This is a genomic window from Planococcus shenhongbingii (assembly GCF_030413635.1).
GTDB lineage: Bacteria > Bacillota > Bacilli > Bacillales_A > Planococcaceae > Planococcus > Planococcus shenhongbingii.
The window spans coordinates 2,981,314-3,004,341 of the sequence record NZ_CP129235.1; the positions used below are offsets into that span (position 1 = coordinate 2,981,314).

Annotated in this window: 18 protein-coding genes and 2 pseudogenes; 4 read left to right on the forward strand and 16 right to left on the reverse strand. The window is 41.6% G+C overall.

All coding sequences use genetic code 11. The annotated features are described in order from the left end of the window. Positions 1-348 precede the first annotated feature (348 nt). From glpK to QWY16_RS14640, 4 genes and pseudogenes are all read right to left on the reverse strand, one after another. Positions 349-1,872, reverse strand: coding sequence for a glycerol kinase GlpK (glpK, locus tag QWY16_RS14625; RefSeq protein ID WP_300989960.1), 1,524 nt, complete (start codon positions 1,870-1,872; stop codon positions 349-351). Positions 1,873-1,893: 21 nt separating this feature from the next. Next, positions 1,894-2,420: pseudogene (locus QWY16_RS14630) on the reverse strand (MIP/aquaporin family protein); the annotation flags it as partial. 197 nt (positions 2,421-2,617) lie between these two features. After that, entirely contained in the window at positions 2,618-3,163 is a 546-nt protein-coding gene (locus tag QWY16_RS14635) for a glycerol-3-phosphate responsive antiterminator (RefSeq protein WP_300993464.1), read from the reverse strand. 10 nt (positions 3,164-3,173) lie between these two features. Then, positions 3,174-5,786, reverse strand: coding sequence for a YfhO family protein (locus QWY16_RS14640; protein WP_300989961.1), 2,613 nt, complete (start codon positions 5,784-5,786; stop codon positions 3,174-3,176). Between the two features lie 365 nt (positions 5,787-6,151). Between QWY16_RS14640 and QWY16_RS14645 the strand changes: the two genes are divergently transcribed. Further along, complete coding sequence (locus QWY16_RS14645; protein ID WP_300989962.1) at positions 6,152-6,562, forward strand: GlcG/HbpS family heme-binding protein; 411 nt, start codon at positions 6,152-6,154, stop codon at positions 6,560-6,562. A gap of 345 nt (positions 6,563-6,907) precedes the next feature. Here QWY16_RS14645 and QWY16_RS14650 read toward each other — a convergent pair whose 3' ends face one another. Next, positions 6,908-7,390, reverse strand: a complete 483-nt coding sequence (locus QWY16_RS14650; protein WP_300989963.1) for a hypothetical protein — start codon at positions 7,388-7,390, stop codon at positions 6,908-6,910. Between the two features lie 396 nt (positions 7,391-7,786). Here QWY16_RS14650 and QWY16_RS14655 point away from each other — a divergent pair, with 396 nt between their 5' ends. Beyond that, complete coding sequence (locus QWY16_RS14655) at positions 7,787-8,785, forward strand: GNAT family N-acetyltransferase (protein WP_300989964.1); 999 nt, start codon at positions 7,787-7,789, stop codon at positions 8,783-8,785. Between the two features lie 79 nt (positions 8,786-8,864). Here QWY16_RS14655 and QWY16_RS14660 read toward each other — a convergent pair whose 3' ends face one another. From QWY16_RS14660 to QWY16_RS14695, 8 genes are all read right to left on the reverse strand, one after another. Next, positions 8,865-9,884, reverse strand: a complete 1,020-nt coding sequence (locus QWY16_RS14660) for a peptidoglycan bridge formation glycyltransferase FemA/FemB family protein (protein WP_300989965.1) — start codon at positions 9,882-9,884, stop codon at positions 8,865-8,867. 325 nt (positions 9,885-10,209) lie between these two features. Beyond that, positions 10,210-10,428 (reverse strand): hypothetical protein, encoded by a 219-nt coding sequence (locus QWY16_RS14665; protein ID WP_300989966.1) that lies wholly within the window; start codon positions 10,426-10,428, stop codon positions 10,210-10,212. A 148-nt stretch (positions 10,429-10,576) separates the two neighbouring features. Then, the gene (locus QWY16_RS14670) at positions 10,577-11,008 is read right to left on the reverse strand and encodes a VanZ family protein (RefSeq protein ID WP_300989967.1); all 432 of its coding nucleotides are present in this window, start codon (positions 11,006-11,008) and stop codon (positions 10,577-10,579) included. 74 nt (positions 11,009-11,082) lie between these two features. Beyond that, complete coding sequence (locus QWY16_RS14675; RefSeq protein WP_300989968.1) at positions 11,083-12,027, reverse strand: acetamidase/formamidase family protein; 945 nt, start codon at positions 12,025-12,027, stop codon at positions 11,083-11,085. A gap of 163 nt (positions 12,028-12,190) precedes the next feature. After that, positions 12,191-12,676: a VanZ family protein gene (locus QWY16_RS14680; RefSeq protein WP_300989969.1), complete on the reverse strand. Its 486-nt coding sequence runs from the start codon at positions 12,674-12,676 to the stop codon at positions 12,191-12,193. Between the two features lie 779 nt (positions 12,677-13,455). Then, positions 13,456-14,355, reverse strand: coding sequence for a UTP--glucose-1-phosphate uridylyltransferase GalU (gene galU, locus QWY16_RS14685; RefSeq protein WP_300989970.1), 900 nt, complete (start codon positions 14,353-14,355; stop codon positions 13,456-13,458). 314 nt (positions 14,356-14,669) lie between these two features. Further along, positions 14,670-14,960 carry a hypothetical protein gene (locus QWY16_RS14690; protein WP_300989971.1) on the reverse strand — a complete coding sequence of 97 codons (291 nt, stop codon included), beginning with the start codon at positions 14,958-14,960 and terminating at the stop codon, positions 14,670-14,672. Positions 14,961-15,106: 146 nt separating this feature from the next. Continuing rightward, a complete protein-coding gene (locus QWY16_RS14695) occupies positions 15,107-16,633 on the reverse strand; it encodes a glycosyl hydrolase family 28-related protein (protein WP_300989972.1) in 1,527 nt (508 codons plus the stop codon). Between the two features lie 359 nt (positions 16,634-16,992). Between QWY16_RS14695 and QWY16_RS14700 the strand changes: the two are divergent. After that, positions 16,993-18,009: pseudogene (locus QWY16_RS14700) on the forward strand (acyltransferase). Between the two features lie 115 nt (positions 18,010-18,124). Here the strand turns inward: QWY16_RS14700 and QWY16_RS14705 are convergent. Together QWY16_RS14705 and QWY16_RS14710 are read right to left on the reverse strand one after the other, a co-directional pair. Then, positions 18,125-18,487 carry a hypothetical protein gene (locus QWY16_RS14705; protein WP_300989973.1) on the reverse strand — a complete coding sequence of 121 codons (363 nt, stop codon included), beginning with the start codon at positions 18,485-18,487 and terminating at the stop codon, positions 18,125-18,127. Between the two features lie 170 nt (positions 18,488-18,657). Then, the gene (locus QWY16_RS14710) at positions 18,658-19,719 is read right to left on the reverse strand and encodes an S-layer homology domain-containing protein (RefSeq protein WP_300989974.1); all 1,062 of its coding nucleotides are present in this window, start codon (positions 19,717-19,719) and stop codon (positions 18,658-18,660) included. 459 nt (positions 19,720-20,178) lie between these two features. On the opposite strand from QWY16_RS14710, the gene QWY16_RS14715 reads away from it, so the two are divergent. Then, the gene (locus QWY16_RS14715; protein WP_300989975.1) at positions 20,179-21,747 is read left to right on the forward strand and encodes a C40 family peptidase; all 1,569 of its coding nucleotides are present in this window, start codon (positions 20,179-20,181) and stop codon (positions 21,745-21,747) included. 176 nt (positions 21,748-21,923) lie between these two features. Here QWY16_RS14715 and QWY16_RS14720 read toward each other — a convergent pair whose 3' ends face one another. After that, positions 21,924-22,997 carry a D-alanyl-D-alanine carboxypeptidase family protein gene (locus QWY16_RS14720; protein WP_300989976.1) on the reverse strand — a complete coding sequence of 358 codons (1,074 nt, stop codon included), beginning with the start codon at positions 22,995-22,997 and terminating at the stop codon, positions 21,924-21,926. Between the last annotated feature and the right edge of the window lie 31 nt (positions 22,998-23,028).

The following is a 23,028-nucleotide window of genomic DNA, read 5'->3' on the forward strand; positions in this document are numbered from 1 at the left end:
ATCGTTTCTGAACGCTGTAAACTAGAAAATTTCATAGATGATTTGCTCCTTTTCGGTTTGATGTACTCAATGCAAAATCCATTAATTTCCAATAAAAAGAGACGAATCTGCAGCTGCAGAATTTCTTCTGCAAAATCGGCTTCGTCTCTCGAGTTCTTAGACTGTATATTAACTTTTAATTTAAAAAGCGCAGGTGCCCATGTAGCCCCGACAAGCGCTGGAAGTCTGGCCGGGAATGGCGCTTTTTGCCATTGCTGGCCAGACTGAAGCGACCTCGAGGAGCTGGGCACCGGAGCTAGACAGTTTGAAAAGCGTAGATGCTTCTGTAATTCAAAAAACTATCTTTAATCAAGAACTTACTTTAGATTTCGGTTCCACTTTTTTGAACGATCTTGTGGCAGCTACTGCATTGTGCCAGCCTTCATAAAGCTCTTCACTTTTTTCAGCAGGCATTGTGCTGTTAAATGTTTTATCAATTTTCCACTGCTGGGCAATCTCTTCTTTGTCTTTCCAGAAACCGACTGCAAGCCCAGCCAAGTATGCGGCACCGAGTGCTGTTGTTTCCTGGATCATCGGGCGTTCCACTTGTACATTCAGAATATCGCTTTGGAACTGCATCAACAAATCATTGCTGACGGCTCCCCCGTCAACTCGTAAGGTTTTAAGTTCAGTGCCTGCTTCTTTAATCATGACATCCACGACGTCTTTTGTCTGGTAAGCGAGCGATTCAAGCGTTGCCCGGACCAGATGCGCTTTTGTCGTGCCGCGCGTCAAGCCGAAAATTGCACCTCTTGCATCGGTATCCCAGTAAGGCGTTCCAAGTCCGACAAACGCAGGCACCATGTAAACCCCATCGGTGGATTCGACAGAAGCGGCCAATGCTTCGCTGTCCGGAGCATGCTCGATGATTTGCAGACCGTCGCGAAGCCACTGGATAGCGGATCCGGCGACAAAAATGCTGCCTTCAATAGCATATTCCACTTTGCCGTCCACTCCCCAAGCAAGCGTTGTCAATAAGCCGTGCTCCGATACCACTCCTTGTTCGCCGGTGTTCATCAGCATGAAGCAGCCGGTGCCATAAGTATTTTTTGCCATGCCTTTTTCAAAACAAGCCTGTCCGAACAAAGCTGCCTGCTGGTCTCCGGCAATTCCTGCAATGGGCACTTCGTGTCCGAAAAAATGATAATTGATTGTGTGGGCATAGATTTCAGAAGACTGCCGTACTTTCGGCAGCATGCTTTTCGGCACTGTCAGAATTTCCAACAGTTCCTCATCCCACTCGAGGTCGTAAATATTGTACATTAACGTGCGTGATGCGTTGCTGTAATCGGTGACGTGTTTTTGGCCGCCCGACAATTTATAGACCAGCCAAGTATCGATCGTGCCAAACATCAAATCGCCGTTATCCGCTTTTTCGCGTGCACCTTCGACATTGTCTAAGATCCATTTCACTTTCGTGCCAGAAAAGTAAGCATCGATCAGCAGACCTGTTTTTTTCGTGAAGAGCTCATTATGGCCTTGTTCTTTCAATTCCTTGCAGATGCCGTCTGTTTGACGGGACTGCCAGACTATCGCTCGGTAAATCGGCTTGCCGGTATTGCGATCCCACACAACGGTTGTTTCCCGCTGATTGGTGATGCCGATTCCTGCAATCTGGTCGGGATCAATATCCGCTTTTCTTAACACACCGGCAATGCAGGCGAGAACCGATGTCCAGATTTCATTGGCATCGTGTTCCACCCAGCCCGGTTTCGGAAAGAATTGCTCAAACTCCTGCTGAGCGGTTTCCACCACTTCCCCTTTGTGGTTAAACAACATCGCCCGCGAACTTGTCGTCCCTTGATCAATGGATAAAATATAATCTTTGCTCATACTGCTTTCCTCCTCTGCTGATTACGATACGGTATTTTCTTCTAATTTTTCTGCTTTCCTGCCTTTTCTTAATTCTACACTTGACGCTCCGCATAACACCAGTGCAAGAGCCGAACTTAATACCCAGAACGGCACTCCGTATGCGCCGCTGAACATCGCTTTATAAAAAACCGCTTCGTCGATTCCGCCGAACCGCCTTTGCCGGGTATCGGCAATAACGCATGAGCGATTCTTGGCCCCAAATCACGTGCCGGGTTGATGGCATATCCCGTCGTTCCGCCAAGCGACATCCCTATAGCGACGATCTATGCACCGACGATGAGTGGATTCAAGCCCTCCATGAAGTCATTCGCTCCGATAAATAAAAGCCCCATGACAAGCACCGCTGTTCCAATGATTTCAGAAACCAGGTTGGAGAAAGGTTTGCGGACTGCTGGACTTGTCGCGAACACGCTAAGTTTTACCACCCAGTCTTTTTTGCGTTCCCAATGGGGCAAGTAATTGAAAAAGACAATGATAGCCCCGATTATGGTACTAATCAATTCTGCCAGAAATTCTGTCATTTCATACATCCCTTCAGTTGATTGTGCAAGAGCTGATTTTTGAAAAACACAAAAAACCCACGCTGAACGAGCGCACTTCCAGTTCAGAAGTACTCAATTCAGTGTGGATCTCCAATTCTCCTACACAGTTCATAACTTGTTAATTACTTTTTAAAAGCGCTGTCAAACAGCTTTCCTTTTCTTTAACTTTCCCATAGCTCTGCTTGCGAAGTCGAAATGGCTACCGCTCCACCTTCGTAGGCCAGTTCAATATCTTTTTCAGTCCGGATCAGCCCGCCTGCAATGAACGGGATTCCGATCCGTTCATGGACTTCTTCAATGACCGATGCAATGATTCCCGGCAGGATTTCAATATAATCCGGTTCGACTTGGTTGATCAATTTAATATTATGTTCAAGCGTATGGCTGTCCAGCAAAAACAGACGCTGGATGGTCATCAGTTTATTTTTCTTTGCCGGTGCGATGACATTGCTCCGTGTCGACACAATGCCATCGGATTTGACTTCCCGCACCAAGTATTCAATACCGAAGGCATCAGTCTTCAACCCTTGGATCAAATCGATATGCAGAACAACTTTCTTTTTCGCTTTTTTTGCTACTTGCACAGGAGCTTTCAGCTGCGACAGACGCACTTTCAGAAAGATGATGTATTCATGATCGCTGCTCAGCAGCCGTTCAAATTCTTTCATATTCCATAAAACCGGCAAAACGCCTTTTAAATCGGAAATAACTTGCACGTTATTCCACTTTCCTTCTTCCATTAAGGTAAAGCAGTAAAGCGGCAATTGCTGAAACAGCGGTTACGAGCAGTCCCCAGTAAAATCCTGGAGTGATATAGGACAATTTAATTTGGTAATCGCCTGGTTCCAGCGGGACGCCGCTGAAAGCTCCTTGAACTTCCAGAAGCTCCGTTTCTTTTCCGTTCACTTCCAGTTTCCACTGCTCACTGAAAGGAATTGACAAAAACAAAATTCCTTGCTGGCCGGTGGAAATCTCCCCTGAAATCCGGTTGCTGCCAACATGCAGATTTCCCAAGCTGTGAGTTTCACGCTGCTCGGCTTGCTCCCGGAATTCTTCATAGGAATTCCAGTACACCAGCACATCGCTCAATTCATACTCTCCCGGTGACAGCACGATCTCAATTTGCTTTGTACCTCCATCTAGCCGGTAAAGATAGCCTTCGTTGAGATAGCTGTAAATATAGCTTAATTCTCTTTTCAGCACTTCTTTGCCGTTGACGCTCAATGTCATCGCCCGGTCTTCTACTGGTATAGCGTCGAAGTAAACCATATATTCTCCTGGTTCCCTGTGCTGCTCAATCGGTAAAGTAACTTTTCCGCCTTGATTGACAATTAATACGCCATTTTCCATTGAAGCATTTTCATAGATGAACTTTTCAGCATCCACATCAATTTCTTCAGGCAAATGTTCTTTCCAGCCATCATTGGTCCCCTGTGCATATTCATCCGGCACGACTAGGTTATTTAAGAATAGTGCATCACGCTGTGCCACATTCAGCTTTGCCCATTCTGATTCAGAAATCGTGTCGGTATACCACATATCCAATCCCACAGCTGAGGGGTTCTCGTAAATATCGTAGTTTGCCGTCTCTTCTATTTTTTCATAGCCGAATGGAGCCCTTGCCCCTTTCGGCAATATCTGGTATTTCAGACCGAGCCCTGTTTCCAATGCCCAACGCCCGTCGAAAAGTGAGTATGTTGACACCACCACACCGTTTCTTAGCGGATTGAACTGCCTGACATTATAATCTTTTTTCACAAATGTATGCAGGTTTTTCTTCAAAACGCTATTATAAGCATTCGTTCCATAGTAGCCGTAGAGCATTGCATGATTCAAGCGATCCTCGTTCAAATAAAAAGTCCGGTAAAATTCATCTTGCTCCGGAACCAACTTCGAGAAAATTTCCTTTTCTTCGGGGTGATCCAGAGAAGGCTGGCTAAAATATTCATCGGTTAAATTGCTTGCTCCAAACCTTTTTACGATTCCCTTGTCTGTGTAGCCGATTACATTGACAACGCCATTCCCTGCCACAGCTAGAACAATAAGGCCGGCAAGCCAAGATTTCCTTTTCCAGCGGCTCATCAGATAAAACAAGATCAATGACAGAATACCGAATCCTGCCACGGCGATGTCGAACAGATCGACTACGTTTCCCGTCCGTTCTGCTTTTGTGTAAAGTGCCCCAACGAATAGGCCAGCAGCAATAAAAACAAAAAACAATAATCGTTTTCTCGCTTTCATTGCTACCGTCAACCAATTTGGCAGCGCGAACGCCACCGCAAAATTCAAGATGTGGAACCAGCGGTACTGGATATGTGAAAACCCATTAAAAACACTGTACATATAAGGAATGAAATAAAAAACAAATAACAATAATGCCAAAATGGATTTTCGTTTTGTCGGGGTGTCCTTCGGAAGAAAAATCACTAGAACGGCAATGAGCGTAAGGAAAGGAAATCCCAATCCCCCCATATGCCCCCAGACTTGTTCCGGCAAGCTGAAAAACCAATCCGTACCAAAAAACAGCGGAATTTCCGGTTTGATTGCCAACCGGTCGGAGTAATAGACAGACAGGATGCCCGGCAAGAAGCCGACAAACGCCAGACCTAAGCCGATGGCGTAATGGAGAAGGAACGGTGCATAAGTTTTGACGATTGACTTTGACTTTACCGGCGTCAATACAATCGCGGCAACGCCGTAAAATATGCTGTTGATAAATCCGAGATAAAAATTACTAAAGACTGATAAGAAAATCCCGAGTATAAAATATCGCGATTTGCCGGTTCGGTGATAATGCAATAAACCGAAAATTGTCAACGGCACATAGAGAAAGGCTTCGGTCATATAATCGATCAACGCGGCATGGGCAAAGAAAATAATCGAGCTGCCGTAAACCAATGCAGAAACAAGTGCTTTCCATATTTCGAACTTCTCATATCGAACGAGCAAATACATTCCGAGCATCGCCAAAAACGACTTCAAGACGGACAAATACATCTTAAAATCGACTGTTCCGAGAATGCTCCATTCAAAATCAAAAATCTTTTCCGCCAGCACTACTAGATAAAACAATGGGCTCGTCGTGTAATAATAAGCAAACTCCCCGAGCAGATCGCCCCCGAGTCCATAAGACCAAGACCAGAAAAAATTACCGGCCGCAAACGACTCCACCAGATGCGGATAAAAAAAAGCAAACTGATTGATGGCATCCAGATTGACGGCTAAATTATAATCTTCAACCAAGAACAGCCAATGAAAAGACACGGCAACAAGCAGCAATAAAAGAATAGAAAGCCAGTTTTTCACACGAGTTCCTTTTTGCTTTGTCATCAATACCACCACTCCAGGGAGAAAGGCTGTAACACTGTGATAATTGTACAGCTGATATCTTCATCTACTCATTATTGGTATACAAAAACCCGCGTATCAGGTCAGCAAACACTGGTACGTGGGTTCTGTTCCCTTGAACATCATCCGGGCAATAGTTATCTTTACTATCCCCTGCCGGCGAAATATCAAAACCTTATTAATTTAACCGAAACCTAATAGGGGTAAATCTATTGATGCTAGCCATCCATCCATTTCTTTATATCAGGTATGTTAGAATGAATAGGGTCATCCAATAGCTATGATGGCTTTTTTATTTGGAATTCGAAAGAGTAAAACAAATAATGAAGACAAAAGGAGCGGTTTACATGGAAAAGCTAACATTGGAAACAGCGAAAAAACTGATTGAGGCAGCTGAACAAGAAGCGGCAAACCTGGGAGTAGCGATGGTCATTTCTGTAGTGGATGACGGCGGCAACATGGTCGCGGTCCACCGTATGGATGATGCTTGGCTAGCCAGCATTGACATCGCCCAAAACAAAGCCTGGACTTCTGTCGCATTGAAAATGTCGACCAGCCAACTGGAAGAAGCTACAGTTCCAAAAGCGGAACTTTATGGCTTGAACACAACCAATAGCGGACGCCTCGTTATTTTCGGCGGCGGCATTCCGTTGCTGAAAGACGGCAAAGTAGTTGGAGCTGTAGGCGCAAGCGGTAGCTCTGTAGAACATGATGTGAAAGTAGCGGAAGCAGCTGTAAAGGCTTTCGAAAACCTCTAAGTGCTTTTTCCTGTATACGCAAGACCTTTGCAAATTCATTGATTTAGATTAAACAAAAAACAGCCGCTCCTGAAAATCTACGGATTCAGGGAGCGGCTGTTGGCTTTTGTTGTCATCAAGCCGCTTATTGGAGTAAGCGGCAATCTGAAGCTGGACGGATGTTCGGCATCCTGATAAATTTAAACGATGGAACTCTAGCTAAAATTTCCGAGAAATATTTCGGAGACAATATCCTTGCTGAGTAATAGGACAATATAAAAAATCCCCGATGAATTAATTTAATTCATCGGGGATTTTTCTTGCTTTCTCTACTTTAATAGGAGAATGAAAGCTTATATTCACTTTTTAGATTGTCGCATAGGCTCTTTGCTTTCCAGTATAGCTATTGAGAAGAACCGGAAACTCCAATACTTTTCCGTTCATTTCTTCCACTGTTCCGGCAAGAGTTGCTTCATCAATAACTGAAATATTAAAAGTTCTGCAGTAATCCATAAATTTATCTATAGTAGAAGAGCTTTCCAGCTGCTCTTTTGATGCATAGAAAGGAACACGCAATCTTTTGCACAGCGCCAAGGCGTTCCAGGTAGTTACGTCATCGAATACAGCGATAATGCCATCCAATTTCTCGGCTTCACCAATTTCCATTAACCTTAAAACATCTGCTGGGCTTATATCATGAGAACTGTCTGCGCATTTTTTGGCTGGAGCACCTATCGCATGATCAGACACGATTGTGTAAAACCCCATGTTTTTTGCGGTCTCTACAATCTGCACCATCTGATTGCTTCCCCCAAGAATTAATACTTTTTTAATATCAGCCTTCTGCATATAGACAACCTCCTCATTGATTCGGCAAACCATTTAACGTAAGTATTAATAGCGATTATTAACCTTATGGCAATAATCCTGTAATTTCATTTTTCCATTAATCTTAAATACCTACATAGAGATGGATGGGGTTAATATCATTTGCATTTAATAATGAATTTAATACTAATTTACCAGTAATCAAAAGCCAAGTCAATACAATAATCTGAATTTTTAAATTTATATCCCTAATTTTATCTATTTATAAGGATTAAACTTCCTATTAAAATGAGAACTCTTTTTTATTAAACCTCTATTTATCAAATTTTTTATCTCTCATCCTTTTTAACTTACTTTTAACAATTCATCACTAGAATTTACCTAGTAATATTGAATCGGTACAAGGAGGAAAACCACATGACAGTCAAGTCTAAAGTAGAGGTGCCTGATGTTTTTTTTATGCCGGAATGGGGCAGAGCTTATGAAAGCCAAGATCAAGGAGAAAGTACAGTTTTTGAAGTTAAAAATGATATCGGCCATATCTTTTACTCTTTTGTATTAAGGCCGATTCCCATTCAGGCTGGAGGAACAATCTATTATGATGCCATTACGCCTTTTGGACAAAGCGGTCCAATCATCCTCAATTGCCAGCCCGGAAAAAGAATGGAACTTGCAGCACTGTTTGATCAGGAGTTTCAAGCATATTGTGAACAGAATAATGTTGTAGCTGAGTATATCCGTTTTAATTCATGGCTGAAAAATATTGAGGATTTTAAAGACATTTACAGCATTGATAACCGCGGGATAACAATGTATATCGACTTGACCGTCAACGATTATTTTTTGGATGAGTTTAAATCCTCCACCCGCCAGCAAGTCCGGAGAGCTTTAAAAAACAATGTTGAAATCGAATATGATTTTACAGGAAATACCATTCATGAATTCCATCGCCTGTATCAAATTATGGCAAAAAGAAATGATATACCGGAGTATTATCAATTCTCAGAAGAATTACTAAGGAACTCTTTTGATCTCTTGGAAGGAAAGCAGTTCATTATATACGTCAAACATGAAGGCATTAATATCTCTGCAGCATTATTTGTTCATCACAAAGATTATCTCCATTATCATTTGTCTGCAAATGACCCGGCATACTTTCACTTAGCGGGAAACAGTCTGATATTACATGAAGGCTGCCGCTGGGGAGTCGAGAATGGCAAGAAAGAGTTGCATCTCGGTGGGGCATCTACAGATGTCCTTTACCGTTTTAAACGAGGATTTACCAAAACAGAACCTCTGGATATCTTGACTGGAAAAAAAATTAGGATCCCAGAAGCCTACCGCATGCTGTCTGATATTAAGGCCAGTAGGGAAGGCATCGAAAATCCTTCCCATTTCCCGATGTACAGAGGATAACGGTTTTAGAAACGGTTAAGCATTTCACAGATATGTCCATTAAAAGAACCATCCGCTTCGAATGGCGGATGGCTCTTTTCTATCCCTGAACATTTTGAATTTCGCTGACTTGTTCTGCTTTCTTCGATCGGTATGCCGGGAAGAATTCAACTTCTTTTTCCACTCTTGCAGCGGCACATAACTCGTCGTAGATGCATTCGTTCCACACTTTGCGGCCGACATAAAAATCAAATTCGGTATTCTTGCCAAACTTTTTCTTAAACAAATAAAGTGTATCGTCCGGGCTATTTGTGGTGCCGCCGCCTGCATGGATCAGTTCAGCGCCATTTTCTTTACCCCATACGGCAATGCCGTACGTCATGACATATACCGGAGAAAGATGATGGAAATCCGCTAAAGTGCCCGATAAATGAGTGTGTATAATATTATTATAGAAGAAATGCAACTCCGCTCCGATTACCTTTTCCTCATAAAGCGCTTCGACCAGTATTATTTTCTCTCCAAAAAACTTAAGGCATTTGGCGAAATACGATTCATCAAAGTAATAATACATATCTGCCCCGATTCGCTTCATGTTATCTTGATAAATGTCTTTAAATAAATCCAGATTTTCCGGATTCACCGTGATTCGGTAATCTACCCCAATACGCATGGCATGGCGGATATTTTTTCGCGTAGATTTTGAAAACTCCGCTTGCACCGGGTCATCATGATCTCCCAGATTCGTGCCAACAGTCTTGCGTGTGAAAGTGACCTCGTAGCAATCAGTGAAATCCTTGGCATTATTAAGAACCGGATGGAACCGGACAAATTCAGAAATGATATTCTGCTCACTACAATATTGCTGGAACGCTTTTTTGAATTCCTGGACCAACTCCGCCTTATTGGCGTCTTCCCCTTCTATGATGACAGGTCCTCCGTAGCCATAAGGGGTGACAATATCGTAATAGGTTTCGCTGCCAATTTGGATTGGAACTTCCCGTTTAATAAATAGATGCTTCACAATGCCAAGCGGATGGTTGAAAGTGTAAACTTCGCATTTGCCATTCTCAATTTCCTCGTATAGTTTCCCGTAATTCTCTTCGAAAAATATATCCATGTACCTGACCCCTCATTCCTGCAATAGGTATCATGCAGCCCGTTTCAGCAGTTTTTAACCTCATTAGGACTACAGATTCTTTTATTATTTCTAGTATTTAAATTAGTCACCCAGTTATACCTATTACCTTACACCGATTTCTACAGACTTTCAATAAGATATTTTCTAAATTTTTGTAATTTTCCACATTTAAAATTCCGTTATTTATTACAATAGCCTTATATATGAAAAACCACCGGCTTCAATTTTTACATTGAAGCAGATGGTCCTATCTTTTACATTTTTACTGCAGTTTATTTATCAGTCTGTGGAAGAAAAGCGCTTTTTAAAGCTTTTTTGCCCGTTCTCGGAGATCGCTTTCCACTTCACCTGCATGCTCTACTTCTTCTTGGATATCGATGGCGATGATTGCGACAGCTTCGTCTTTCATCCGTAAAGAAATAGCTGTAATAAGACTCGATTCTTCTTGTGCCTTGCCTGCGTCATACGTCCGCTTGCCTGTATCGAATCCATCTCTTGCATTTTGATTTTTTATGACGGCCACTTGAGACAGCGTAAATTCTTCATTAGAACGTACTGGATTGCTTCAGCTCCGACAAAGCTTGGTAAACTTCACTTTCCATTTTAAAATAACTAATAATGACATTTTCCCTCACATTAATCACTTCATTCTTTTATTACAGGAATATCATTTAATATGAATCTTTTGCCGCTGCCTTGTCTACATTGGCGATGATTTTCAGAACACTGTATGCCAGGAGAATTCCTAATAAATCAACACCCATATCAAAAAACCTGCCGTCCCTTTCAAAAAACAGCTGCAAAATTTCTGTGAAAACAGCGAATGCCGCGGTTATAACAAAAGCCACCTCACTTTTTTTCAACCAGTTCAAAACAAGAACATACAACAAAGCGAAAGACAGAAAGTGGCCAGTTTTTTGAGTCAGGTAAAAACTATCGCTAAAGCTGATATCATCCAGCCGGAGAAGCTCGGAAAAATTCGGCGTCAAATCAAAACGAAAATCCACTTCCTGATCGAACAGAAAAGCCCTTGCATCGCTGGTACAAGTGGCGATGACAATACTCAATACCCATAACAAAACAATCACCAATCTGGTATTCAAAAGCCGCCCTTCCTCCTTTTGCATCTTTAATAGTATTACCCCTGGTTACTCAAAATTAACCCTTGCCATCCTTCTCACTTAGTCTCTTCATCAAATACCGCAAGCGGCAATACAGCGCTGACTACATATTGTTCGGCATCTATAATTTCGGAAATTTTCAAGTCGACGCAAAGTTTTGAAAGCAAATACGCATCTTTCGCCTCCATTCCATAACTCTCAGACAAGTGATTCACCATTGCCCGAACTGCATCTTGAGCGCATTTCATCAAACCCGGCACCACCCCCGTAGTCTTGTAAAATCCTTTATGATTCACTTTCGGTGTCAATGCCCCTTTGGTCAAAAATTGCGGAGCCGATATTCTTTTCCCTTTAATGAGCCTGAATTTCAAGGTTGCCGTCATAGGGCATTCAAACGCTGACACACATACTTCGCCGTCCCCTTGCGCTGCATGCGCATCACCGCAGCTAAACAAGGCACCGCTCACTTGCACAGGCAAGTAAAGTTTTGTGCTGACAGTTAGCTGGCGGGGGTCAAGGTTGCCGCCAAATATCCCCGGCGGCATGATAGCCTGGCCATGCGCTTCTTTGGGGCTGACACCCATTGTCCCTAGAAAAGGTGTAATCGGGATTTTAATGCGCTCATTAAAATGAATAAACTCCCCGTTTGATAAATCAAACGTCTTTAAATAAGCATTGGGAAAATCCTCCGGCAACAACCCAAGCGCCGGAAGGATGGCAGTCCAGCCCCAACCTCCCGGCTTTGAATCGACAATCTCCACTTCCAGTGCATCTCCCGGCTCCGCCCCTTCAACTTCTACAGGGCCGGCCAGCAGATACACCCGCCCCAAATCCAAGCCGGCAATATCTTCAGAAGTAGAATTTTTGTTGAATTGATTGTCTGCCACTTCCTGTGTTTTAAACAGAACCGTATCTTCGCTTTGAATCGTCAACACCGGCTCCGGGTCTTTGGCCCAGGTAAAATGCACACGGTCTTCAGGAAACTCATGAGTTTTTGCCATTGCTTTGATTCCTCCTTTTTAATTATCTGAATAATATCATAATTGCAAGGTGGTTAATACTATACGCTGCCACTTTAATACTTTTGACCTCTCTTCTATGTTTTTCTGAACACAATACTTTACACAAATGAAAAAGCTTCTTCCTTTATGGAAGAAGCTCAGTTCAGTTTTCTATTTCTTTTGCTTTAAACGCTTTTTCTATGTTTCGATTCAGTGCTTTTTCAGCAAACATATACAGGAAAACTCCGGCAGCTGCACCCGAACTATCGATCCATACATCGCGCAATTCTCCGCTTCTCCCCGGTACATAGAGCTGATGAAATTCATCTGACATGGCATATAGAACACATATTCCTATAGCAAAAACTGTTCGTCGATTGTGGCGAGTCCCGCTTGTTCTCAGTGCATTCACCGTTAATGCACCCAGTATCAAATAAATGATGAAATGGGCATTTTTTCGGACGATATGTTCAGCCGAATCCATATTTCCCTCTAAATCCGGAACCGCTTTTTCAACTGCCGACAAAATCGCCTCTGTGATGTCTGAACTCATTTCACTGGACTGCGAAGCCGGCTGATGGGACAAAGAGAAGATCAGGGCCATCCAAAGAGCCACCAAAGTCCATGAAAGCATTTTATGTAAAGACATGGCATCTATTTCCTTTTCTTTGTGTTGTTGTTTTGTTCCGCTTTTCCAAGCGGGAAATTTACTGATCATTTAAATCTGATTGAAGTTTTTCCCTGGCACCGATTATAGCATTTTTCTTTTCAGCTGGGAATCGCTATAGAAATCTATTCATAATAACTCCGCTTGCCGCAAGTACCTACGCTGGTTGGCTGCATATCGAAGGAAGCAATCATCGAAAAGTTCTCTGAATGACCCTCTCTCTTTTAGAAGCTTATTCAGCGCCGGCGGTTCAGGGGCAAGATGAAGCGATGAGAGGAGCTTGCTCAGGAGCACAAGTCTTTGCCTTACCCAAAACCGTCGAAGCGGTATAGTAAAGGATAATTCTTTAGTTCAATTTATATAATTAACTTTGTACTTTAAATTCTCTCCCTTTACCACTATTGTTACTTTTATGGTTCTGCTTTAATGAGCAGGTTGTTTATTTAAACTGCTTCTGATTACCTGATAAGTCTTCATGCATTATATAGAACCGACTGTTAGACTGTGAATCTCCTATTGTTTTTTTTGCAAGCGTTAATATTGTAGCATCATTTAAATCTCATAGCATTAAGCTAACTCATGGGAAAACTTTTTAATAGCGCCGCAGTATTCTGAATGATTCTTGCACTGTACTTTTGTTACTTGCTTCTGCAGTAACAAAGCGAAATGTCCTTAGAAATGATTCTAAGGACATTTCGCTTTCAGTTACTTACATTCTTATTTATCTCTCCATGCCATGTATAGTAATTCAATATTTTATTCTAAATTTCAAGATTTAGAGATAAAATCTTTTTTTCTAATAAAAGTTCAGCCATCATGGCCTCAACTTCTGGACCAAATTCTTGATTATTTAATGCAAATTCCATTGTTGTGCGAATAAATCCAATCATTTCACCCACATCATAACGTTTGCCTTCAAACTCATAGGCAAAAACGTCTTGGATACCATTCAATTGTTGAATGGCATCAGTCAATTGAATTTCTCCACCTTTTCCAACATTATGTTGGCCGAGAAACGGAAAGATTTCTGGGGTTAGAATATAGCGTCCAAGAATCGCCAATGTAGAAGGGGCCGTTCCTTGCTTCGGTTTTTCTACAAAGTTTTTAACTTGATAGCTCCTTCCCTTTTTTGAATAGGGATCTATTATTCCATAACGCTGCGTGTCTTCTTCAGCTACTTGCTGGACACCGATGATTGAAGCTTGAGATTCATCATATTGTTCAATAAGCTGCTTCAAGCATGGCTTTTCCGCTTGAACGATATCATCTCCCAACAATACCGCAAAAGGTTCATTGCCAATAAACTTCCGCGCACACCATATAGCATGTCCGAGACCTTTCGCTTCTTTTTGGCGAATATAATGAATTTCCACTTTCGAAGATGCCCTTACTTCTTCAAGCAAATGGTATTTTTCTTTTCTCAACAAATTATCTTCCAGTTCGAAATTATTATCAAAGTGGTCTTCAATCGCCCTTTTCCCTTTGCCAGTTACAATAAGTATGTCTTCTATTCCCGATTCAACCGCCTCTTCTACTATATATTGAATAGTCGGTTTATTTAAAATAGGAAGCATTTCTTTTGGCATCGCTTTTGTCGCCGGAAGAAACCGGGTACCTAAACCAGCGGCAGGAATGATTGCTTTTGTCACTTTTTTCTTCACCAAATGACCTCCTTGGTTTTTATTACAGGATTACTTTCACTTTACAGGAACCAAATTGCTTTCATAAAAGGCAGCCTTCATGGATTAATCAATGCACACTTAACTCAAATAATAAGTGCTAGTAAAAAAGTATGTGTAGACTTTTCAATTAAATAGTTGTTTTGATGATAAGATAATTACTTTTATACTAATTTTTTATGCATATAATCATTTTATCATAATGACCATAACAAGTAACTGATTATTTAAAAAATTACAAAAATACATTTTGAGTTGATTGATCACTTGATTAAAGACAAAAAGACCTTTTATCTTCATTTTTTTTTTGAAGATAGCAGGTCTTTTTTGTTAGAAATCACTTTCGTCTGGTTAAATTTTTGAACGTCACTGGTTTTATGACCATTTTCTTCCTTTTCCTTCCCCCTAGCCAGTATTTCCTCTCTATGCTGTATACTAATAACTTCTCTACGCGAACTAGCTTTAGCTAAAGAAAAAGTCATAGCTACAATGAATGTAATGCCGCTTATAATTAATCCCCACATTTTTAACGCCTCGTTATATAGTTTATTATTTTTTAGATTTGTAAATGCATTACCGAAAATCATGCACACTTTCTATGTTAATTATAACATGATACTTTACTGGACCTCTAATTAGAGTCATGCAGATTTTTAAGTTATTAAGACAAATTTTAAGACGCTATTTAATAATCTTCTCTTCTAAATTCCTTATGAAGAAAACTGCCAATTTACTAAACCATCGGCACCGTATGAGACACCATCCAACTATCCAGGCTTCTACTATAATACGCGGTAATCTTATACCCCATCCCTGCCGGTGCCTGTACGCCGACTCTTCCCGCTTTGTTATTCACTTTTGCAAAATCGCAAAGCACCTGCACCGGTTGTCCGCCGCTGTTCTCGACGTAGATTTCCAGTTCTTCTTTAAAGTGGTGTTTTGGCGGTTCAGGCAGATTGATAACGGCGTTCCCCAGCAGGCTGGCCGACTGATTGATGGTGATTTTTGAAGTTTCCAAAGAATTCGATGCAAAGTTTCGCGTTGATTCATTGACGAAATTATACATCCGGCCGTTATGAAGGACGCTGGTTGTTTCATAATCGAATACTTGGCCGCGCAAAGAGGCAATAGAAGCGACCCCGCCTGCTGTTCCGTCAACTGGTTTAGCGAGCAGCGGTTCGATAATGCTGAGTCCCGAAGGATAATCGAGGATGACATTGGCATAGCCGTTCGCTTCAAAATAAGCATGGTTGATTGTATTCGAATAAGACGGCGTTGTGTTGATCATGCCCGAACCAATATGGATACCTGCGATTCCGTTTGCATCAAAATTTCCGCCTTGCACATTATGGCCATAAAGACCACGCACAACGAGCCCAGCCCCTGCGTTGCCGACAAAATGGCAATCGTGGATGCCGTATACATTGTTGTCGCTGCCCCTGTCTGTTTGCAGTCCCGAGCCGATATGTATTTTGTACTCGGTTCCTGAGCGGAGTGGACTCCTTAATGCTGGCGATACCGTTATCCCTTTCGCGCTGACAGCATTGATATGATAAACCGAACCTTCGCCACTGCCGATTTTCAGGTAAGCGCCGACATGGACATTGCCTGCTTCCGGTTCGAATTTTGAAAAAGTCACACGATCTCCCGAACCACTGCCATCACTTCCGGTAACCACCGTTCCATTTTGTTCGAATTTACACGACTGGTCAAAGACACAGAGATTGTTATTGCCTTCTTCTGTAATCTGCAGTCCATGGACTTTCGCCCACGTAAAAGAAACATTCGAAAAGGTTTTATTGAGGATACCGGTCGCCAGCATGCAGACTTTCGCATATTGGGCAGACCCATTTAAAGGGTCGGTGCCTCTGAACGTCAATCCTTTTATATGCCCATCCCCGCCCCGCATCCGCACCAGATAATCCATCGGAGCAGAAGGTGCAATCACCGTCGTCTTATCGCTGTAGCCGACCCACGATACCGCTTTTTCCTCTTTGATCACCGGCACTTCAAGCGGTTTGCTGATGCGGTACAAGCCCGGCGGAAAAAATAGCGTGCCCCCTCCTTTGGCATTATAAGCAAAGGCAATCGCCTGCTGGAGTGCTCGCCAGTCATCTGCTTCATCGTCTCCTTTGGCTCCAAATGCTTTGACGTTGAAAGTTTTGTCGGGTCGTTCACTGAAGGTCACTTCATCTGCCATTTTCTTCAATCTATTTGCTGTTGCGAGAGTCTGTTTTTCTTTCATAAATCCAAATGCCATCTATGTTCCCTCTCTTTCATAAACCTATTCATCTTGCTTAACGATAACAATAAAAGGTTAAATAAATGTTAAGCGCTTTAAATCTACTTTAAAATATTACTCTTTCTTTTATTCTCTAGTGATGAATAAAAGACCTCTTACAGCAAAGCAGCTGCTGTCATACAGTTCCACAATCCCCTTCGAAAAAGCATGAAATTTTCCTCTCTAAGTATTTAATATTGGATAAGCAGCAATCCATAAATGAAAAGCAATAGTTGACAACTTTTTATTACTATAGAATAATTACAGAGTTTCGTATTGTTTTTAAAATTATAATTTTTAGTACGAATAGAGAGTAGGTAAAAGCTTTGAGACGCTTTTTGTTTTTTGACTGGTTGCGGGTTTTAGCAACTATTGCTGTAGTGACTATACATATTTCTGCAATTTTTATTACGGCTAATTATTATGACGGCAAATCTTCTTGGTTAACCGCCAATTTCTTTGAGTCTTTTACCAGATGGTGTGTCCCCATATTTGTCATGATTAGCGGAGCCTTAATTTTGAGCGACAAGCGTGAGTATACTTACAAATCTTTCTTAAAAAAACGGATCAGCAAAATTTTCATCCCTTTGCTCGGCTGAAGCATATTGTATTTCGGTTTCTATTTTATTCAGGGGCGGGTAGAACTTAATCCGATTCTATTTATTCAAAGGTTTTTAAATAACGGCATTTCCGTCCATTTCTGGTTTATCTACATGCTTCTAGGACTTACTTTAGTTAGCCCATTGATTAAACTGATGCTGAAAAATGCTACGCAAAAGGATTTAACTTATTTTCTTGTCCTTTGGTTTTATGCATCCGTTATATCACGTGTTTTAGAGCATCTAGTCGATATTACGTTTAATATGGAACTGTTTTTTGTAACTGACTATGTCGGCTATTATATATTAGGCTATTATTTATTCACTTATGAACTTCCTTTGGTATTGCGCAGATTTTTATATGCCGGTTTGGCTATCGGTTTACTTTTTACTTTCTTCCTTACTTTTATTTCAACAGCCGAAGCGAATGGATCTTTCCAATCTTTTTGGTATGGCTACCATTCGCCAAACGTAGTATTAGCAAGCATCGGGTTGTTCGTGCTATTCAAGCACAGCCATTATATAAATTCAAAGCAGCTTCCTTCATTACCGCATTTCATAAACACAACCAGTTTCGGCATCTATCTAGTGCATATGATGGTGCTTAAATTTATTGCAGATTATTTCCCTGGATTATGGCTTGATACTCATTCAGCCATTGCCATACCTTACCGAGTATTTATTACCGTTTTAATAAGCGCTTTGATTGTCCTAGCGATGAAGAAAGTACCTGTGTTAAAGAGCTTAGTCCCATAAGACTGAAATCACATTTTACCGCCATTACAAAAAAGACTGCGTACTGCTTCCTAATAAGAAACAGTACGCAGTTTTTTTAAGTTAACGAAATACATCTTCGTTTTGAATAAACTCTTTAAAAAGGCAAATCCTTTGTCGGATTTCTGTGCCGCTCCTGTTCCTGCCGCTCCAAAAAGGCACTGAAGCCTTCCCAGCCGTCTCTATTATGCGTGGCGAACAGCTCAGCCGTAAATTTGCCGAACGAGTCCGGCCGCGCAGGATGGTCCCATACCACGTTAAAATTCCTGCTGTAAGTGACCCGGTTGAAGTTGCCGAATATGTGCGTCAATGTGCTGACTAGCACACGGACTTCCATGACCGCTGGCATTCCTTTAAACTGATTTTCACTGTAAAGAAAACCTCTCTTATCAAGCAGCCGAATCCGGAAGGCATCTTCGTATTCCTCCAGCACCAAGATTAAATCTTGTTTTCCAACCATCCTGCCACCCGCTTTCCATTGCTTTTGATACTTTTTCGCCAGAGCATCTTGAAATCCTGCAAAGGAACAATGAGAAACCTCAATTAGGGGAGCTCTTCATTTCCATTTTTGTAAAAACACGATAAAAAAGCATCCATTGCAGAGCATGGATGCTCGTACCTATTCAATTCTTATTTAACACTTGTCAGTTCAAAAACAACGCGCCCTCTTTCATCGATGGATTTTATGGTCGCGAATCCTGGCGCCATATAGTACTTAAATCCAGTCTTTGTGGTCACTTCTGTAGCGTTGGTAAATGTTTTGTAGCGTGTTTTGACAGTTTTGTTTACACCGGTAATGGTGTTGATGAGCGTTTCATCGCCTAAGCCTGTATTAAATTTCTGGCCGACTTTAACCGGATAGGCTAGCGCCTGATCATATTCCGAATAAGGATAAGCGAAAGCAAACAGTTTATAATTCTCAAACTCCATATATTCGTATACGTCATTGCCGACTTTTACTGTCCACATAAAACCAAAGGTCAATCCATCCCGCTTTGGTACATTGACAAAGCGATGGACTTCTGTCGAGCCATCAGGACGGGCGTAGGTGTAAGTCTTTGTTTTATCTTTCTGGTAAGAGTTTTTGATCACTGCATCATTTTTGAATTTCGGTTCCAATCCCCTTGCGATGAAAGCAGCAAATTCCCCGCGGGTCACCTTTGCTTTAGGACGGAAAGTATTATCTGGATAACCAATCGTTATGTTAGCTGCAAGCACTTTCGCAATTGCCTCAGACAACGCCGTATCTGATCGCACATCTTTAAACTCATTATTAAAAGTGAATGCAAGGTCGAAGACGCGCGCAATTATAAGAGCGGCATCTCCCCTGTTAATAGTCTGATTTGGCCGGTATGTGCCATCTTTATAGCCTTTCAAATAACCAGCTTTGTCGACTGCTGCTATATATCCACTGGCATAATGGCTTTTCTTCACGTCTTTAAACTTTGTGTCTCTCTTTTTTCCATCCAATCCTTTTAAGCGCCCAATCATTACTGCTACTTCAGCTCTTGTTATCGCAGCGTTCGGACGAACTTTACCGTCACTTTCTTCGTTTATAACCCCTTTTTTCATTAAATATTGAATCTCTTCGTAATACCGGTGGTTTTTGGGCAGATCTGGTGCAGCCTGTACAGACGATACTAACAAGAACAGAGCCAAGACAATCGCAATAGGAGTCATGAGTTTTTTCACGTTGTCACCCCTTTAGTTTTAAAAACTTTCTTGGTTATAGTTTACCTCAAAAATGCCAGTAAAACTATATAAATATTTCATTATTCAGAATTCTTATAAATAAGAATCTCCTTTAAATATTATTCAGTTGGTGTATAAATACAAAAAAAGCCACGCAAACGCATGGCTTTTTTATTTATAAAAATTCAATTTTTCAAACTATTAGCTTAGATAGTTAGTGACTAAAGACTTAACAGATAACAAATAGACCTATTAAGCAGAAAATAAATTAAACCAAAAGACACTTAAGTGAAAATAAATAACGCTTGAAATTAGGCACAAAAACATAACTGTTACATAAATGTAACAGTACTGCAAAGAGAATGACATTGTTATATTAGCAAAACTTCCATATAGTTGACAAAGAGATAGAGAAAATTATTAAATACTGGAAATTAATACAGAGATAGGGGAATAATAATGAGAAAAAAAGTGTTAACTTTAATTTCAGCTAGTGCTTTATTATTATCTAGCTTACCTAATAATACCCATTCGGAAAACACTTTAAACATTAAAGGATTAAATTCTTCGATTAATGAATCTGCCTATTCTTTACCACCGTTTCAAAACCACTTCGCCATTGATTCAGGTGAATCTTCACCAGAAGTAGAACAAGTTGCTTCAAGTTCTGCAACAGCTAAATCGGGATCTTACAAGTTTAAATACAATACCAATCTCCGATTAAATGCAGGAACAAAAAGCAAAGTCCTGACTGTCGCTAAAAAAGGAGCTTCTGCAACTGCAACTCATCAGAAAAAAGTTGGCAGCCAGGTTTGGTACAAAGTAAAAGTAAACGGTAAACACGGCTGGGTCTTAAGCACATTACTTTCCCCAAAAACTTCTACTGCTAAAGCTTCTACTGCTTCAAAAGCAGCCACCTCCGTATCCAGCGCGTATAAAGTAAAATACAATTCAAACGTCCGGGCGAACGCCGGAACCAACCATAAAGTCGTAACGCTAGCTAAAAAAGGCTCCACGGTCAAAGCGACTTCTTCGAAAAAAGTTGGCAGCACTACTTGGTTTAAAATAACAGCTAACGGAAAAATCGGTTGGATTTCCGGAGCATTACTGACCAAAACTACTGTTGCAGCTAAAGCTTCTGTTAAGTCGAAAGCGCCCGTTAAAGCTTCCTCTAAAGCAACCGCTGTTTCAGGTTCATACAAAGTAAATTATAATTCAAACGTCCGCGCAAATGCAGGCACCGGCTACAAGATTGTAACGTCAGCTAAGAAAGGTTCAACAGTCAAAGCGACTTCTTCCAAGAAAGTCGGCAGCACCACTTGGTTTAAAATAAAGGCGAATGGCAAAACCGGCTGGATTTCCGGAGCGCTGCTTACGAAAACAACAGCCGCTGCTAAAGCTCCTGTAAAAGCTTCATCTAAAGTCACTGCAGTTTCAGGGTCATATAAAGTAAACTACAACTCGAATGTCCGGGCAAACGCAGGCACTGGCTACAAAATCGTGACATCGGCCAAAAAGGGTTCAATTGTCAAAGCAACTTCTTCTAAAAAAGTCGGAAACCTTACTTGGTTCAAAACTACAGCTAACGGAAAAACCGGCTGGATTTCCGGAGCATTGCTTACGAAAACAACAGCAGCAAAAGCTGCTACAGTCAGCAAAGCTTCATTCAGTGTTTCTCCTTCGGCCATCATTTCCACTGCCTTATCTCTTAAAGGGATTCCTTACCGCTTTGGCGGAACCACCACGGCTGGATTTGACTGCTCCGGATTTATCCAATATGTCTACAAGCAACACGGCATTTCCGTTTCCCGTACGACTTTGACGCAATTTGCAGAAACGACAAAGGTTAGTTCTCCAAAACCTGGAGACTTGGTATTTTTTGCGAACACTTACCGTGCCGGAATTTCTCATGTGGGCATTTACATCGGAAACAATCAATTCGTGCACTCCGGCGGCTCAAAAGCTGAAGTCAAAAGCTTGAATGATGTTTATTGGGGTCCAAAATTCTATAGCTTCAAACGTTTTTAATAGAATTTACTATAATAGATCTTACCAAAAACCGGAACGAGCCGCTTTCAGGCATCGTTCCGGTTTTCACTTTTTACTACTGCTATAAAGCGGTTTCAAGTACTGATTTTGCCCACTTGAATCGGATAAACCAAACGGGTGCTGTATTCGAATGCGGCTTTTGCTTTTCTTCTACATTATTTCTCAGTTATGTTCAAATACTCTTCCAGCGTCTTGCCGCTGTGTTTCACTTTCTCCGCCTGTTCCGACCCTAAATAACGGAAATGCCATGGCTCGAACTGGTAGCCGGTGATGTGTTCTTTGCCTTCCAGGTAGCGCAGGATGAAACCGTATTTATGGGCATTGGCTGCCAGCCACTGGCCTTCTTGCGTATCAGCGAACGACTTGTTTAATCCGGTATTGGACGTGCCTCCAAAATCGAATGCCAGTCCAGCCTGATGTTCTGAATGCCCTGCTTTTGCGCTGATCGTGTCTGCTTTAGCAGAACCGTGTTGATTTACATAATTATCGTACAATCCGGCCTGGTAAGAGAACGATCGGAATGCACTGACTGTCCGGATCTCTATCCCCTGCTTTTTCGCATTAGCTGTCATGTCAGCAACGGCTTGCTCTGCTTCCGGAATAACACCCGGATTGTAATCGGACGGCAAAGCGTTTTCTTTATTGATGACTAGGATGCCGTCGATATAAGTTCCCGGCGTGTCCGTTGAAGGAGCTGGATAATTTCCCATGTCTTTTACCGGGTCATCTGTAAGAAAATCAGCGTTGACATAACCTGTATGTATGCCATAGGAAACTTCAAACCATTTTCCGGTTTTTGATAGGTAGGTTACTGTTTCGCCTTTTGGAATTTCGGTGATGATGCCGGACTCCGTTCGAGCGCCTTCACGCAAATTCAAATTCTCTAGTGCCGCATACGTCTTAAGAACGGGTTCAAGTTCTTCAGCTTTTTTTAAAAATGCTGAATTTACAAATCCTGTTTCTGTACCATACCGGACTTCGTACCAAGAACCGCTTTTAGAAAGTAATTGTACCTGCTCGCCTTTTGGAATGATGGTCACCACATCATGTTCCGCTGAAGCACCTGTGCGCAGATTCAAGTTTTCTGCTGTTTGATAGGCAAGGGATGCTGCTTCCGCATGAGTTATCCCATTCATAGGAAACCCTTCTCCAATTGGCGCAACTGCTAATGTTAATGCCGCTGCTGCACTGGCCAGTCCGGCTGTTCTCAACCAAGTTTGTTTTTTCATTGCTGAATCACTCCGTTTCTATCCTCTGGAA

Excerpts from the sequence above, each read along its gene's own strand:
- glpK (WP_300989960.1), bottom strand. The coding sequence starts at position 1,872 with ATGAGCAAAGATTATATTTTATCCATTGATCAAGGGACGACAAGTTCG.
- QWY16_RS14640 (WP_300989961.1), bottom strand. The coding sequence starts at position 5,786 with ATGACAAAGCAAAAAGGAACTCGTGTGAAAAACTGGCTTTCTATTCTT.
- QWY16_RS14645 (WP_300989962.1), top strand. The coding sequence starts at position 6,152 with ATGGAAAAGCTAACATTGGAAACAGCGAAAAAACTGATTGAGGCAGCT.
- QWY16_RS14650 (WP_300989963.1), bottom strand. The coding sequence starts at position 7,390 with ATGCAGAAGGCTGATATTAAAAAAGTATTAATTCTTGGGGGAAGCAAT.
- QWY16_RS14655 (WP_300989964.1), top strand. The coding sequence starts at position 7,787 with ATGACAGTCAAGTCTAAAGTAGAGGTGCCTGATGTTTTTTTTATGCCG.
- QWY16_RS14660 (WP_300989965.1), bottom strand. The coding sequence starts at position 9,884 with ATGGATATATTTTTCGAAGAGAATTACGGGAAACTATACGAGGAAATT.
- QWY16_RS14675 (WP_300989968.1), bottom strand. The coding sequence starts at position 12,027 with ATGGCAAAAACTCATGAGTTTCCTGAAGACCGTGTGCATTTTACCTGG.
- QWY16_RS14680 (WP_300989969.1), bottom strand. The coding sequence starts at position 12,676 with ATGTCTTTACATAAAATGCTTTCATGGACTTTGGTGGCTCTTTGGATG.
- QWY16_RS14690 (WP_300989971.1), bottom strand. The coding sequence starts at position 14,960 with ATGATTTTCGGTAATGCATTTACAAATCTAAAAAATAATAAACTATAT.
- QWY16_RS14695 (WP_300989972.1), bottom strand. The coding sequence starts at position 16,633 with ATGGCATTTGGATTTATGAAAGAAAAACAGACTCTCGCAACAGCAAAT.
- QWY16_RS14705 (WP_300989973.1), bottom strand. The coding sequence starts at position 18,487 with ATGGTTGGAAAACAAGATTTAATCTTGGTGCTGGAGGAATACGAAGAT.
- QWY16_RS14715 (WP_300989975.1), top strand. The coding sequence starts at position 20,179 with ATGAGAAAAAAAGTGTTAACTTTAATTTCAGCTAGTGCTTTATTATTA.
- QWY16_RS14720 (WP_300989976.1), bottom strand. The coding sequence starts at position 22,997 with ATGAAAAAACAAACTTGGTTGAGAACAGCCGGACTGGCCAGTGCAGCA.